This window comes from Butyricicoccus sp. AM32-19 (assembly GCF_003480365.1).
Classification (GTDB): domain Bacteria; phylum Bacillota; class Clostridia; order Oscillospirales; family Butyricicoccaceae; genus Agathobaculum; species Agathobaculum butyriciproducens.
Window position 1 is genome coordinate 211,586 of sequence record NZ_QUIX01000003.1, and the last position, 14,938, is coordinate 226,523.

Here is a 14,938-nt window from a genome sequence, read left to right on the forward strand (position 1 = left end):
TCATAATAAAAATCAATTAAACAAAATACAGCGTAAATGCCGATTAAGTGCTTTGCCTATACTTTACCATACGGACGGAGCAAAGTCAATGCTAACGGCACATTTAGCCGAGCTCATAGGCGCGCTTAATGCATTTATCGCAGGCTTCCGACACGATTCCGTACAGATCGCGGTCCTCAAGCACCTTCATGCCCTCAATGGTGGTGCCGCCGGGCGAGCACACCGCGCGGATCAGCTCTGCCGGCGTCTTATCGCGGCGCAGCAGCATTTTGGCCGAGCCGATCATGGTCTGACAGATGAGCGTCAGCGCGTCGTCCTCGTTGATACCGTGCTGCTTCGCGCTCTGCACGAACGCGTCCGCGTAGGCATACAGGTACGCCGGAGCCGAACCGGCATACGGAATGACCTCGTTGAGCATGTTCTCCTGCTCAAACGTGACGGTAACGCCCATGGTGTTGAACAGTTCACAGAGTTCGGACAGCTGCTTGTCGGTTGCGGCCGCATTCTTAACCAGCTGGGTTGCGCCCTCGCCGAGCATAAGCGGCGTGTTCGGCATCACGCGGATCATTGCGGTGTCCGCGCCGAGCGCACCCTCCAGCTTGGCGAAGGTCACGCCTGCGGCAATGGATACGACAAGCGGCTTTTCTCCTTCAAATTTCGCCAGATTCGGCAGGATTTCGTCAAAATTCTGCGGCTTAACGGCCAGCAGCACGATCTCGCTTTCTGCGTAGACCTCGGTATAGTCACCTGTGACGGCGTAGCCCTTGGCTGCATGAGCGGCGCGTTTTTCCTCGCTGCGGTTGAACATCAGAACCTGCTCAGGCGTGAGACGGCCTGCGCGCACTGCGCCTTCTGCGATAGCGGTACCCATGTTGCCGGCACCGAGAACACCGAATTTGTATTTTTTCATGTCAATACACCTCGTTTATGGTTTATTTTCATATATGCTTAAAGATAGAGAGCAGCCCGCTCTGCGAAAGGAATGCTGCCGTTTCTTTCAAATTATGGCAGATAAAACAATCATATCTGATAAAAGATATTATAGCACAATGGACTTTTCCTGCAAACAGCTTGTGAAAAACTTTCGGATATGGTACAATAAAAATACTTTTATTTCATTATGGCTGTCATTTCGGACAGGCTAAAAGATATTGTATGTAAGGGAGTAAAACACAAAACATGGAACAAAAAAAGAGAAGCAGCTTCTCCAGCCGAATTGGTTTCGTGCTGGCGGCGGCAGGCTCGGCGGTAGGTCTGGGCAACCTTTGGCGATTCCCCTATCTGGCGGCACGGTACGGCGGCGGTATTTTCCTGCTGGTGTATCTCATTCTCGCGCTGACGTTCGGCTTTTCGCTGATGATTACCGAGATTGCCATCGGACGAAAGACCCGTCTGTCTTGTATCGGTGCGTACAAGGCGCTTGATAAGCGGTTCGGATTCCTCGGCTGGCTGGCGGCGTTCGTGCCGTTCATCATCACGCCGTATTACTGTGTTATCGGCGGATGGGTTATGAAATACCTGTTCACCTTTATCAGCGGCAACGCACTGGAGGCGGCCGACAACGGCGGATTTTTCAGCAGTTTCATTGGCTACGATGCGGGTTCGCTGTCCTCGACGATTTTCAGCTTAAATGGACCGACCCCGTGGTTCATCCTGTTCGTGCTGGCGACCACCATTGTCGTTATCTTCGGTGTTGAGAAGGGCATCGAGAAGGCAAGCCGTATCATGATGCCGATTCTCGCCATTCTGGCGATCGTTATCGCAATCTACTCGCTGACCATTCCGGGTGCACTGCAGGGTCTGAAATATTATATTCTGCCTGATTTCTCGCAGTTTTCGGTATCTACCGTGCTTGGCGCGATGGGACAGATGTTCTACTCGATGTCGCTGGCAATGGGTATTATGATCACCTACGGCTCCTATATGCAGAAGGAAAATCTGCTTGAGCACTCTGTCACCCAGATTGAGATTTTCGACACGCTGTTCGCGTTTGTGGCCGGTCTGATGATCATTCCGGCGGTTATCGCGTTCAACGGCGGCGATCCGTCTCAGGTAAACAGCGGTCCGGGTCTGATGTTCATCACTCTGCCGATGGTATTCGACTCCATGAAGTTTGGCACCATTATCGGCGCAGTATTCTTCCTGCTCGTGCTGTTTGCGGCGCTGACCTCCTCCATTTCGCTGATGGAAACACTGGTTTCCGTGCTGATGGACAAGGCACACATGAAGCGCAAGACGGCTACCATCGTTATTACGGTAAGCTGCCTGCTCATTGGCATGCTGTCCTGTCTTGGCTATGGTCCGTGGGCAACGATCACCGTTATTGGCATGCAGTTCCTCGATTTCTTTGACTTTATCTCCAACTCCGTGCTCATGCCGATCGTGGCGCTGCTCACCTGCATCCTGATTGGTCATGTAGTCGGCGCTAAGGTCATCGCAGACGAGGTAAAGGAAGGCGCTGGTTCGTTCCACCGCGAGAAGCTGCACCGCGTTATGGTGCGCTGGGTGGCTCCGGTGATGCTGGCAGCGATCCTCGCTTCCGAGTTGGCAACCAAGGTATTCCACCTTTTCACTATCTAAAGGCAACACCGCACAATTAAAGCCGCGGCTCCTTGCGCAGGCTCCGGTCGCGCTGCCGCGGCGCTTTGCGGAAATTTTGCGCCCTGATTTTGGCTTCGGTTCCTTGCGCGAGTTCCGTCCGCGCTGCCGAGATTTCTTGCAATACGGCAAGTATTGCTGCAAATTCGCGCCTCATCAGTACGCAAAATTTGATCGCAAATCGCTCTTGTTCAATTATGCGGTATTGCCTAACACTCTCACAGGAGAAAACCAATGAAAACTGTAACCATTTACACGGATGGCGCGTGCTCGGGCAATCCGGGTCCCGGCGGCTGGGGTGCGATCCTGCAGTACGGCAAGGCGGAAAAGGAGCTTTCCGGCTCCGAGCCGTCCACCACGAACAACCGCATGGAGCTGCTCGGTGTAATTACCGCCCTCGAGACCCTCAAGGAGCCGTGCTCGGTCGATCTGTATTCGGACAGCAAGTATGTTGTTGACGGCATTACCAAGGGCTGGGCCAAGGGATGGCGTGCGCGCGGCTGGGTTAAAAGCGATAAGAAACCTGCAAAAAATCCGGAACTCTGGGGTCGTCTGCTCGATCTGCTGGATAAACACGAGGTGCGGTTCCATTGGGTCAAGGGGCATGCGGATAATCCATATAACAACCGCTGTGACGAGCTTGCCGTCGGCGAGTATCAGAAGTATAAGTAAGGCTGTCGCGAAACTACAGTTTCGCCGACAAGCAGGAACGGACCGTGGGCCGTTCCAAAGTCGTCCGAAAGTTCCTATACAGAAACTTTCTCCCTCCAGAAGTGTAAAAACCGAGATACATGCTCCCGGTTTTTACGAATTTGCGAAGCAAATTCTATTTTACGCGCGCTACAGCGCGAATTGGATGGAGCGACAGGAATATCCACTCTTTAGACAAACTGAACACCTTCTTCATATTTTGTGAAGAAGGTGTTATTTTTTGCGTAAAAAGGTCTCTTTTACGCCGATATAGAGTAAAACCACGCCGAAAGCACGCCGCAGCAGATCGGTGTCCACTCTTGCGGCAAGCAGCGCCGCAAGCACGGACGTCACCACGCCTGCCGGTACGCAGCATTTGACCGCTTCCCTTTCGATGAGTCCGTTTTTGCGGTGCGAAATCAGCGCTGCAGGCGCACACGAGAGAAAATACAGCAGGTTGATGCCGCCCGCCTGATACTGCCCTGTCCCTTTAAAAAGTGTCAGATACAGCAGCAAAAGTGATCCGCCGCCAATGCCGAAGCCGCTTAAAATACCGGTCAGCAGACCGATTGCGACCGCAAGTACCGCGCTCACAGCAGCAGGACGGCACGGATGCCGCCATAGAGAATCAACACGCCGAATGCACGGCGCAGCCAGTCCGCCTTTACCCTGCCGAATAGCTTTCCGGCCAGCACGCCGCCTGCCGCGCCGCCGAGCAGATACGGCACCGCCTGCCCAATCGGCAGACCGCCCTTTAGCCAGTAAATCACCGCTGAGACCGCGCACAGCGGGAAAATTACCGCGACTGAGGTTGCAAATGCGCGCTTCTGCTCCATGCCGCACCAGGAAATCAGCAGCGGTACGAGAAATAACCCGCCGCCCGCCCCGAAAAATCCGTTTGCTGCACCGGAAAGTGCACCGGTGACCGCATATTTTACTGAAATTTTCATAAAAGAAACCCTCCGGTGACAGTTTGCACCGAAGGGCTTGCTTTTATGTGTATTATTTGTCGGCTTCGCGCTCGCGTTCCTCTTCCTTTTTGAGCTTCTGCTCGTTGGCGTAAACACGGTTCTGCAGACGGCACAGCTCCTGTGCAAGCGGGTCCGGCAGGTTGACCTGGTCGAGTGCATATGCCGGAGACGGACCGACACGCTGACCGGCAATCTTGACGACGCGCGCTTTGATGCCGACAACCGTGGAATCCGGCGGAACCTCCTGCAGTACGACAGCATTCGCGCCGATACGGCTGTTGTCACCCACCTTGAACGGTCCGAGAACCTTCGCGCCGGTCGAAATGAGCACGTTGTTGCCAATGGTCGGATGACGCTTGCCGGTGTCGTGACCGGTACCGCCGAGCGTTACACCGTGGTAAATCGTGCAGTCATCACCAATCTCGGCGGTTTCACCGATAACGATGCCCATGCCGTGGTCAATAAACAGGCGTTTGCCGATCTTGGCGCCCGGGTGGATCTCAATACCGGTCATATGCCGTGCAAACTGCGACAGTGCACGCGCAAGAAAGAAATGCTTGTGTTTGTACAGCCAATGCGCCTGACGGTGGTAAAACAGGGCATGAAAGCCCTGATAGAGCAAAACAACTTCCAATGTGGTGCGTGCTGCCGGGTCACGGTCCCGGATCGAGCGTGCATCCTCGAGCAATCCCTTAAAAATCATAGTATCCCTTCCAAACTTTAGGGGTATAAAGCAGTATATGCAATCGGAAGATAAAAGGTTCCGACAGTCGTTTATGATACTTGCATAAACGAACGATAGTATCATTATAGACTCTTTTCGGTGAAAATTCAAACACTACGTTGAATTCCGTGAAAAAAGTGGTATAATGTAAGAAGATTATGCTGAACGAGGTACGAAAATTATGAAAATTACTGTCATGGGACTGGGGTATATCGGCCTGCCGACGGCGATCACGCTGGCTGAGGCCGGTTTTGAGGTCTGCGGCTTTGACGTAAACAAAAATACCATCGAAACCCTGCAGGGCGGTCATATCCATATTGTAGAGCCGGGTCTGCAGGAAGCCTTTGAAAAGGCTGTTGCACACGGTCATCTGCATTTTTCCGAAGAGCTTGGCAAGTCCGATGTATTCTATATTTCGGTTCCGACGCCGTTTTTTAAGGACGAGAACGGCAGCCACAAGGCTGATTTGCGCTTTGTAGAGTCTGCAGGCCGTATGGCAGGCAAGGTGCTCGAGCCGTCCAATCTGGTCATTCTGGAGTCCACCGTGCCGCCGCACACCTCCGAGATGCTCGCGCGTGTACTGAGCGAGGAATCCGGCATTCCGATGAATGAGATTCACGTTGCACATTGTCCGGAACGCGTTATCCCGGGCAACATGATGTACGAGCTGAAGAACAATGATCGCATCGTCGGCGCCCGCACGCCGGAGGCTGCTGAAATGGCGGCATCCATCTACGAGAAGGTGCTTGAGAAGGGTGTCGTTCACAAGACCGACGACCTGACCGCCGAAATGTGCAAGCTGACCGAGAATACCTTCCGTGATGTCAATATCGCTTACGCAAACGAGCTGTCCGTTATCTGCGACAAGATGGGCATTGACGTATTTGAGCTGATCAAGCTGGCAAACTGCCATCCGCGCGTTAACATCCTGACCCCGGGTGTCGGCGTTGGCGGCCACTGCATCGCAGTTGACCCGTGGTTTATCTACGAGCAGTTCCCGGCGGAGGCTAAGGTTATCCTTGCGGCACGCGAGCGCAACGAGAACAAGCCGCACTTCGTCGCTGACAAGGTTGTAGCAAAGATGAAGAAGGTAACCGACACGGTCGGCGTGCTTGGCTTGTCCTACAAGCCGGACGTTGACGATCTGCGTGAGTCGCCGTCCATCGAGCTGTGCCACATCCTGCAGGAAAAGGGCGTAAAGGTTATTGCGTGCGAGCCATTCGCCAAGGGCACTGAGGTGCAGAACATCCCGAACGTATCGTTCGAGGAGGTTCTCAAGGCAGATTATCTGGTCATCACACTCGGTCACACACTGTTCAAGGAGAACAAAGACAAGATCGCAGAGAAGCCGTACTTCGACTGCGTTGGTCTGATGGAATAATTTCGCAAATAACAGAAAGCCGCCTGTCTGGGCGGCTTTCTGTTGTTTGAAGTAGGAATTAGTCGTTAGAAATGAGTGATTATGGGCGTTCTGCCGCTGAATTCCGGTTCATATAATGCGGAACAGGGGAGAGGTGGGATGCCGATGGACGATATCTTACAGGTAAATGAGCGGCTGCGCGGCCTGATATGGGGCGCGCCCATGCTGATTCTGCTGCTCGGCACCGGATTGTACTTCACGGCGGTGACCGGAGTTTTTCAGGTGCGGTACTGCATGCTCTGGCTGCGGAAAACACTGTTTTCCTGCTTTACCGGTGCTGCAAGACGGACAAGCGGCGGCGTTTCTCCGTTTGCGGCCATGTGCACTGCGCTTGCCGCGACGGTCGGCACGGGCAACATCGCCGGTGTGGCAACCGCGCTGACGCTCGGCGGTCCGGGCGCGGTATTCTGGCTGTGGGTGAGCGCCTTTGTCGGCATGATGACGGCTTTTGCGGAGAACACGCTCGGCATGCTCTACCGTGAGCGGGGAGCGGACGGCAGCTGGCGCGGCGGAGCCATGCTGTACCTGAAAAACGGTCTGCACAGTCCGCTATTGGCGGGAGCCTTTGCGCTGTTCTGTGTGCTGGCATCGTTCGGTATCGGCAACATGAGCCAGTGCAACTCAATCGCGCAGGGACTTTCCGGCTCGTTCGGCATACCGAGCGGGATCGTCGGCACGGTGACCGCGGTTTTGCTCGGCGCGGTGCTGCTCGGCGGCCTCAAACGGCTGTCCCGCGTGACGGAAACGCTCGTACCGTTCATGGCGTTGTTCTACATGGGCGGTGCGGTCGTTGTGCTGTGGGTGTATCGGGCGGCGCTGCCGCAGGCGTTCGCGCAGATTTGCTCGATGGCATTCGATATGCGGGCGGGCACAGGCGGCGTGCTCGGCTACGGCATGACGCAGGCCGTCCGGGCGGGCGTGTCGCGCGGCGTATTTTCAAATGAAGCCGGGCTGGGCTCATCCGTCATGGTGCATGCTGCCGCAGACGCAAAAGAGCCGTGTGAACAGGGGATGTGGGCGGTTTTTGAGGTGTTCTTCGACACGATTGTGATGTGCAGTGTCACCGCGTTCGTCATTCTCACGAGCGGGGTATACGACGTAAGCCGCTACGCGCTCGCGTCCGGAACGCCTTTGCTTTCTCAGCTGACAACCGGTGCACAGCTTACCGCAGAGGCGTTCTCCACCGTATTCGGACGGTTCGGCAGGGGATTCGTTGCGGTGTCGCTCGCGCTGTTTGCATTCTCGACCCTGCTCGGCTGGTCATATTACGGACAGCGTGCAGCGGCCTATTTGATGGGGGAGCGGGTGATTCCGGTCTACAAGGCGGCCTTTCTTCTGGCGGCGGTAGCGGGCTGCATGATGCGGCTTGAGCCGGTGTGGGCGCTCAGCGACACGTTCAACGGCCTGATGGCGCTGCCTAATCTAGCGGGCGTGCTGGCCCTTCGGCGGCAGGTGATTGCGGAATGGTGTCGCTATAAACGCAATTTATGACGTTAAACCATTGCAAGTTGCACAAAAATATCTTTTCGGACGGAAAAAACCGGATTAGCACTTGTAAATCCGGTTAAATCCATATAAAATAGAATGGAATTGCGGACACGATATGTCTGCGTATAAGGGGGAAATAAGGAATGGACGTTACGGCAACTGTCTGGACATTGCTGCCGCCGATCATCGCAATCGCGCTTGCGCTGATCACGAAGGAGGTTTACTCCTCGCTGATGATCGGTATTCTTTCGGGTGCGCTGCTCTATACGGGCTTCCATCCGCTGAAAGCCGTCGAAACGACTTTCACCATCATGGGCAGTAAATTGGGAGATAATATCAATATTTGTATCTTCCTCGTACTGCTCGGCATTCTGGTATCGCTCATCACCAAATCGGGCGCATCACGCGCATACGGTGAGTGGGCGGTCAAGACCATCCGCAGCCGGCGCGGCGCGTCGTTTGCGACCTCGTTCCTCGGAATGTTCATTTTCGTGGACGATTACTTCAACTGCCTCACCGTCGGCACGGTCATGCGCCCGGTGACGGACAAGTACAGCATTTCCAGGGCAAAGCTGGCGTATATCATCGATGCAACGGCGGCTCCGGTCTGCATCATCGCGCCGATCTCCTCGTGGGCGGCGGCGGTCGGCTCGTCCCTGCCGGAATCGAGCACGCTGGACGGCTTCTCGCTGTTCCTCAAGACCATCCCGTTGAACCTGTATGCGCTGCTCACGCTGGCGTTCCTCATCTGGCTGATGGCTGCTGATTTCGACTTCGGCCCGATGAAAAAGTACGAGCTCGCGCATAAGGATGACGATCTCTCTCTGATTGAGGAAACTCACGTTGTAGCCGGCTCGGGCAAGGTTTACGACCTGATCCTGCCGATCAGCGTACTGATCGTGCTCTGCATTGCAGGCATGCTGTACACCGGCGGCATTCTGGACGGCGCAAACGTTGTTGAGGCGTTCGCAAACTGCGATTCTTCCACCGCGCTGGTGCTCGGCTCGTTCTTCACGCTGCTGTTCACCTTTGTGCTGTACATCCCGCGCAAGGTGCTGTCCTTTGGCCAGTTCTGTGAGGCATTCACCGAGGGCTTCAAGGCAATGGTTCCGGCTATTCTCATCCTGACGCTTGCGTGGACGCTGTCCGGTGTCTGCCGTGAAGAGTACCTCAACATCGGCGGCTTCGTATCCTCTGTGGTGAAGGCGGAATCCACCATCGGTATGTTCATGCCGGCGGTATTCTTCCTCATCGCGCTCGGTCTGGCCTTTGCCACCGGTACTTCCTGGGGCACGTTCAGCATCCTGATCCCGATCGCTATTGCGGTATTCGGCGATGCACCGTCCACCATGCTGGTCATGACCGTGGCAGCCTGCCTGTCCGGTGCGGTCTGCGGCGACCACATTTCGCCTATCTCGGATACGACCATCCTCGCATCCGCGGGTGCACAGTGCAACCATATTGATCACGTTTCCACGCAGATGCCGTACGCGCTGATGATCGCGGCGATGAGCTTTGTCGGCTTCCTCGTCGGCGGTGTGACCGGAAACGGCATTCTGGCGCTTGGCGTAGGTGCGGTACTGCTGGTGCTCACTATTGCGGTTATTACCGCACGTCAGAAGAAAAAGGCGTAACAACGTAAATCAAAGTCGTAAAATTATGCTCTCCCTTCGGGGAGAGCATAAAATTGCAAAAAAACCATTTTATCCGGTCAAAACCGGATAAGCAGACTCCCGAAAGAAGGTATCCCGTTTGACCACTGACCTTACCGTCGGAAAAACGTCACAGAAGCTGTTCTGGTTCTCGATTCCGCTGCTGCTCAGCGTCGCGTTCCAGCAGCTGTACCAGATGGCTGACTCCATCATCGTAGGCCGTTTTGCCGAAACTGTAGAAGCCGGTGAGCTGGCGCTGGCCGCCGTCGGCGCCAGCTATCCGATCACACAGCTGTTCGTTGCGGTCGCAACCGGTATCAACATCGGTACCGGCGTGCTCGTCTCGCAGCTGTTCGGCGCAAAGCGCTATCTGCGCATGAAGACCGCCATCTCGACCGCACTGCTCACCACCACGGCGGTAGCGCTGCTGCTGACGCTGATCGGAGCCATCGGTACGCACGGCATCATGAACGCGCTGTCCACGCCGGAGAATATCTTTGCGGACGGCTCACTGTATCTGCGCGTGTATGTGTTTGGTCTGCTGTTCCTGTTTATCTATAACGTGTGTACGGGTATCTTCAATGCCATGGGCGACAGCCGAACGCCGCTGATCCTGCTTGTGCTGTCCTCGGTCGGCAATGTCATTCTGGATATGGTATTTGTTGCCGGTCTGCACTGGGGCGTTGCCGGTGTTGCATGGGCGACGTTTATTGCGCAGGGTGCGTCCGGTATTCTGGCGTTTGTGCTGCTGCTGCACCGTGTGCGCTCATTTGATACGGGCCACCACTTCGTGCTGTTCGCGCCCGAAATGCTGCGCCGCCTGACAAACTACGCCGTGCCGTCCATCGCACAGCAGAGCTTTGTATCGGTCGGCAATGTGGTCATTCAGTATTACATCAACCTGTGCGGTGCGACCGTTATCGCGGGATTCTCGGCGGCAAACCGCGTCAACCAGTTTGCGCTGACCTGCTGCATGTCGTTCGCGTCCGGTCTGTCCAGCTATGTTGCGCAGAATATCGGCGCCCGCAAGCTGGACCGCATCGGTCCGGGTCTCAAATGGGGTGCGGTGTATTCGCTCGGCCTGTCCGTGGTGTTTATGGCGATCTATCTGCCGTTTGCGAATAAGATCATCAGCCTGTTCGTTCCGGCGGGCAGTGCCTCCGGTGTTATCGATGTCGCACGAGGCTACCTGTTCACGGTTGTGCCGTTTTATCTGGTCGTATGCACCAAGTTCGTATGCGACAGCGTGCTGCGCGGCGCCGGCGCAATGCGTCCGTTCATGGTAACGACGTTCTCCGACCTGATTATCCGCGTGGTGCTGTCCATTGCACTGTTCTATGTGGTCGGCAACGAGCACGGTATCTGGCTTAGCTGGCCGATTGGCTGGTTCCTCGGCTCGGGTCTGTCGGTGTTCTTCTATAAGTCCGGCGCATGGAAAAAGAATCTGCCTACATTCTAACCGGCCGTAAAATTGTAAATGAAAGGGTTTCCCATCGGGAAACCTTTTTTCATGCCTGTTTATTAAGAATCTGCATAACGACACGGCTGACAATTTCTCGCTTTAGGGCAGGGCCTTTTTGCATTTCGTTCCCGCAAAACTGCATTTCGTGAAAAAGACGTTCCGGATGATCGAAAATCTGCTATGGTATAAGCACAGCAGATAATACGGAAGAAGCGGACAGCACCGTCGAGTAACGGCTTCGATACCGGCTGATGAATTGCAGGGTCGCAGCTTCCGCAATATGAAGAACAACTCCTCATAATTGAGATACCCCGCCGGATGGAAAGCGAGTATAATTCCATTCGGCGGGGTACTGTTTTGCACGGAAAAAACGAGGCGCGCATGCCGTTCACAGGAATGGTGGGTTTTGAAATTGCGTGATGATTGCGGCTCTGTGTGATATGATGGAGAAAAACAGCAGGAGGTGTTTGGGTGAGGATACTTTTTATTTGCCACGGCAGGATTTACCGGGCATGATGAAAAGTCTCAAATCGTCTCATAAGCCCCGTTTTTAAGCGTTTTTTGTGCTTCAGTCTCAAATTTACCAAAGATTTACCAATATTTCTGGAGAGCTAGACTTGCAAAAAAATGAGCCAGAATGAGGAGATTAAAACATGAGCGAATTGAAACCAAGAATAACGGAAAACGGAATTGATTATATCCTTGTTGGAGATTACTACATCCCAGACCTGAAACTGCCGGAAGAACACCGCCCCGTTGGAAAGTATGGACGGCTGCACCGGGAATATTTAAGGGAAATCCATCCAGCCCGATTGAACACATTGACCTTGACTGGAGAGTTATGGACATATCTTTCAGACCTGAACGAACAGGCACAGGAACGGTTAGACACCATCATGGAGCAGATGAAAATTGCCGAGGGCGTAACCGAGGAATTAAAGTGTACCCGTCAAATGGAATGGGTGCGGCGGTGCAATAATATCCACAATCGGGCAGAAGAAATTGTTTTGCAAGAGATAATTTATTCATAATAGTATGGTGTCAGGATTATGACAAATCAGAGGTTAAAAGGTGCGTTATGTTAAAAAGCATAGGGTTATATTTTAGAAAAATAGATTTTCTGAATTTTGCAGTTGGAGCTATAATGCCAATCATTGTATTGTTTATAGTTTATTCATCAGTCAAATCAAATATAATTCTTCAAGACACTGATTTTTTATCACTGTTGATGAATCATAAAGGGAAATTCATATTTTACTTTTTCGTGTCCTTTATTGAAGAAGTTATTTTTAGAGGAATTATTTTTGGGCTGTTGCTGCAAAAATGTAAAAATAAGTATTTGAGTTGCGTAATAGCTGCACTTATTTTTACACTACCACATATTTTTAATACCGATAATATTTCTGTTCTGGTAATGTTTATTTTTCCTTTTCTATATGGAATATTTGCCAATGAAATGTTTTACACTACAAAGAGTATTTGGATGCCCACAGGATTTCATTGGTTATGGAATTATACAATAACAAGTTTGTTTCTTGTTACAGGAACACAAAGTTTCATATATGTACATATCATAGCAGCAATGATTATAATGATACCGTTGTTTTACATTGTTATTGGGAAAACACGCCTAAGTGGCGATTGATAGCTTACAGTTTATCGCTTTATACAATATCAACTGAATAACCACAGCACGAACCGCTGCTACATGGAAGCCAACAAACCATGCAACAGCGGTTTTTCTTTATCGTTTTTTCCTCTGGCTGATAGGCGTTCCCATTTTCTTTGATTTTTTGAGAATCCGAATCAGCCAGCGAAATTCTTCGTCTGACAGATTTTTATAGTTGATACCAAGCTGCTTGCAGTAAAGAACAACCAGCTTTTCATCCCGGCTGCCTTTGAAATTTTCGACAGCTTCCAGATTTTCTTTCAGTTCATCGGCAACGGTGGTCTGGGGTGCACTCTCGCTGTCCTTTTTATGGGCTTCCCGAATATCCCGGATAATGAGGTTGAGGTCATCCAGAACCATGTGGCTGAAATATTCATCATCACTGATATGGGCGGCTTGCAACACTTTCAAATGGGGGTCGTCTTCGCCAGGGCGATACCGTTCAATGATTTCATGCCGGACGGTATCGACAAGGGCATTGAGGTTCTGAATCTGCATGGTGGCAATCCCATCCACATAAATCTCAATATCCGCAAGAAACTTGATAAAATCCTTATGTGTGGCAAGTTCGCAGAGCAGACGGTTGTTAATCCGACCACTTTTCAGAAGTGCCACCATTTCATCACTCAAATGCAGCTCCCTTAATGGCGTGTTGATCTCCACCATGTTCTCTGTCCGGCAAAAGAGATAATCGAGGGACACCCCATAAAAATCTGCCAGCAGGATAAGGTTGCCATGATTGATTTCCTTATAGTCATCTTTTTCATAACTGCCAAGAGCCGATTTTGAAATACCCGTTTGCTCAGCCAGTTCTTCCAGTTTTAATCCTTTGTTTAATCGTAAATCTTTTAGCCGTTCCTGTATTGTAGTAGCTCCGTTCATTGAAGCAGTTCCCCCTTCTGACAACATTTATAACCGTTGAATTGATTATACCATATCAATTCCGCAATCGTGGAAATTTCTGATTTTTACCCCTAATTCCTACTTTGTGGACATACGGCATAGGGCACAAAAATGTTCTATGATACAGGTAGTTCATCGATGGATTATTCCAATCGAATGACCAGCCTGTGTGGGATATGCTTCCCCGGCGATGTAGTGCCATGACTTTTGGCAGGGATGTGGAGGAACCCTGACCGAAACGAGCATACCAAAGGGAGCGATACGCCGCTGTGAGATTCAGGGGAGGAACGACACCGGGGAGAACTGGCGAACTGACACTGAAATGATACCGAAACACGACAATCGGATAGGGGGATAGTCTACCCTATCGCTGATAATTCGGGAGATTTTAAGCGGCTCTATGAGCGTAATTTTGCCGAAAATCGCCCCGAAACCATACACTAAAACGGGAGGAAGCGCAATATGCCGAGAATGAGCAAAAAGAGGAAGCATGAGCTTTCCTTTTACCTCAATGACCGGGGGCGTGTCACTTACAACGAATTATGCCGGAAATGCCAGCACGGGTGCAGGCAGAGCTTCCGGGCGGTTGTGATTGACTGCCCCCGTTATTTATCCAAACGAGCAAAGAAAAAGGAGGAACACACCGAATGAATTTTGAATTTATGACGATAGACACACCATTGCCGCCCTGTATGCCCTTTCCCAGAGCGTTGACAGGATTTCCAGTCAGCAGCACCGCAAAGGTCATGTACTGCCGGATGCTGGACGCTATGCTGTCCAAAGGGCAGGAGGACGAAAATGGAATCCTGTTTGTCTGCTTCCCTGTCACAGCCATTGCTACAGTCCTGTCCCGCAGCCCCATGACGGTCAAGCGTTCTTTGAATGAACTGGAAACCGCCGGGCTTATCATGCGGGTGCGTCAGGGCATTGGAGAACCAAACAGGATTTATGTGCTGATACCGGGAAAGGAGAACGCTGCCCTTGCCTGATACCTCAAAGCTGGAAAAGCTCAACCGGGAGTTGGAAAAAAGCGAAAAGAAACTGCGGAAAGCCATCAATGATGAAAAGGCGTTGCAGCACCAGTTGAAGCAGCTTACCCGAAAGGAACGGACGCACCGGCTCTGTATCCGTGGCGGTATGCTGGAAAGTTTTCTGCAAGAGCCGGAACGCCTGACAGATGATGATGTCAAGGTGTTGCTCAAAATCATTTTTCACAGGCAGGACACGCAGGAATTATTGAAAAAACTGCTGGAACGGAAGAAGCCAGAAACCCCTTAGTTTACTAAGGGCGCAATTATACACCACCCAGAGGTTGGTGCATTGCGTTCTCCGAAGGCTCCTCGCCGGAGGGCTGTGATTTT

Annotated in this window: 16 protein-coding genes; 11 read left to right on the top strand and 5 right to left on the bottom strand. The window is 52.3% G+C overall.

The window, feature by feature from the left end; translation table 11 throughout:
- Nucleotides 1–103 precede the first annotated feature (103 nt).
- Nucleotides 104–910 (bottom strand): pyrroline-5-carboxylate reductase, encoded by an 807-nt coding sequence (proC, locus tag DW806_RS04740; protein ID WP_118729264.1) that lies wholly within the window; start codon nucleotides 908–910, stop codon nucleotides 104–106.
- A 269-nt stretch (nucleotides 911–1,179) separates the two neighbouring features.
- Here proC and DW806_RS04745 point away from each other — a divergent pair, with 269 nt between their 5' ends.
- Nucleotides 1,180–2,580, top strand: a complete 1,401-nt coding sequence (locus DW806_RS04745) for a sodium-dependent transporter (RefSeq protein WP_118729265.1) — start codon at nucleotides 1,180–1,182, stop codon at nucleotides 2,578–2,580.
- Nucleotides 2,581–2,832: 252 nt separating this feature from the next.
- Nucleotides 2,833–3,270, top strand: coding sequence for a ribonuclease HI (gene rnhA / locus DW806_RS04750; RefSeq protein WP_110435770.1), 438 nt, complete (start codon nucleotides 2,833–2,835; stop codon nucleotides 3,268–3,270).
- Nucleotides 3,271–3,522: 252 nt separating this feature from the next.
- Here rnhA and DW806_RS04755 read toward each other — a convergent pair whose 3' ends face one another.
- From DW806_RS04755 to epsC, 3 genes are read right to left on the bottom strand one after another with little or no spacing between them, the layout of a single operon-like run.
- Entirely contained in the window at nucleotides 3,523–3,882 is a 360-nt protein-coding gene (locus DW806_RS04755) for a sulfite exporter TauE/SafE family protein (protein ID WP_118729266.1), read from the bottom strand.
- Complete coding sequence (locus tag DW806_RS04760; RefSeq protein WP_118360541.1) at nucleotides 3,879–4,238, bottom strand: sulfite exporter TauE/SafE family protein; 360 nt, start codon at nucleotides 4,236–4,238, stop codon at nucleotides 3,879–3,881. The genes DW806_RS04755 and DW806_RS04760 overlap by 4 nt, the downstream gene beginning before the upstream one ends.
- 52 nt (nucleotides 4,239–4,290) lie before the next feature.
- The gene (gene epsC, locus DW806_RS04765; protein WP_118729267.1) at nucleotides 4,291–5,067 is read right to left on the bottom strand and encodes a serine O-acetyltransferase EpsC; all 777 of its coding nucleotides are present in this window, start codon (nucleotides 5,065–5,067) and stop codon (nucleotides 4,291–4,293) included.
- A 97-nt stretch (nucleotides 5,068–5,164) separates the two neighbouring features.
- Between epsC and DW806_RS04770 the strand changes: the two genes are divergently transcribed.
- The 6 genes from DW806_RS04770 to DW806_RS04795 all read left to right on the top strand — a co-directional run bounded on the left by DW806_RS04770 (nucleotide 5,165) and on the right by DW806_RS04795 (nucleotide 12,650).
- Nucleotides 5,165–6,364, top strand: a complete 1,200-nt coding sequence (locus tag DW806_RS04770; protein WP_118729268.1) for a nucleotide sugar dehydrogenase — start codon at nucleotides 5,165–5,167, stop codon at nucleotides 6,362–6,364.
- Nucleotides 6,365–6,508: 144 nt separating this feature from the next.
- Entirely contained in the window at nucleotides 6,509–7,894 is a 1,386-nt protein-coding gene (locus DW806_RS04775; RefSeq protein WP_118729277.1) for an alanine/glycine:cation symporter family protein, read from the top strand.
- 140 nt (nucleotides 7,895–8,034) lie between these two features.
- Complete coding sequence (locus DW806_RS04780) at nucleotides 8,035–9,525, top strand: Na+/H+ antiporter NhaC family protein (RefSeq protein ID WP_118729269.1); 1,491 nt, start codon at nucleotides 8,035–8,037, stop codon at nucleotides 9,523–9,525.
- 118 nt (nucleotides 9,526–9,643) lie between these two features.
- Nucleotides 9,644–11,002 (top strand): MATE family efflux transporter, encoded by a 1,359-nt coding sequence (locus DW806_RS04785; protein WP_118729270.1) that lies wholly within the window; start codon nucleotides 9,644–9,646, stop codon nucleotides 11,000–11,002.
- Between the two features lie 656 nt (nucleotides 11,003–11,658).
- Nucleotides 11,659–12,036, top strand: a complete 378-nt coding sequence (locus tag DW806_RS04790) for a TnpV protein (RefSeq protein WP_118729271.1) — start codon at nucleotides 11,659–11,661, stop codon at nucleotides 12,034–12,036.
- A 47-nt stretch (nucleotides 12,037–12,083) separates the two neighbouring features.
- Complete coding sequence (locus tag DW806_RS04795; protein ID WP_117762285.1) at nucleotides 12,084–12,650, top strand: CPBP family intramembrane glutamic endopeptidase; 567 nt, start codon at nucleotides 12,084–12,086, stop codon at nucleotides 12,648–12,650.
- 99 nt (nucleotides 12,651–12,749) lie between these two features.
- Here DW806_RS04795 and DW806_RS04800 read toward each other — a convergent pair whose 3' ends face one another.
- Complete coding sequence (locus DW806_RS04800; RefSeq protein WP_118729272.1) at nucleotides 12,750–13,556, bottom strand: helix-turn-helix transcriptional regulator; 807 nt, start codon at nucleotides 13,554–13,556, stop codon at nucleotides 12,750–12,752.
- A 483-nt stretch (nucleotides 13,557–14,039) separates the two neighbouring features.
- Here DW806_RS04800 and DW806_RS04810 point away from each other — a divergent pair, with 483 nt between their 5' ends.
- From DW806_RS04810 to DW806_RS04820, 3 genes are read left to right on the top strand one after another with little or no spacing between them, the layout of a single operon-like run.
- Nucleotides 14,040–14,228: a hypothetical protein gene (locus DW806_RS04810; RefSeq protein WP_005930722.1), complete on the top strand. Its 189-nt coding sequence runs from the start codon at nucleotides 14,040–14,042 to the stop codon at nucleotides 14,226–14,228.
- On the top strand, nucleotides 14,225–14,566 hold the full coding sequence (locus DW806_RS04815; RefSeq protein ID WP_008703761.1) for a DeoR family transcriptional regulator: 342 nt from the start codon (nucleotides 14,225–14,227) through the stop codon (nucleotides 14,564–14,566). The genes DW806_RS04810 and DW806_RS04815 overlap by 4 nt, the downstream gene beginning before the upstream one ends.
- A complete protein-coding gene (locus DW806_RS04820) occupies nucleotides 14,559–14,855 on the top strand; it encodes a DUF3847 domain-containing protein (protein WP_008703759.1) in 297 nt (98 codons plus the stop codon). The genes DW806_RS04815 and DW806_RS04820 overlap by 8 nt, the downstream gene beginning before the upstream one ends.
- Nucleotides 14,856–14,938: the final 83 nt, after the last annotated feature.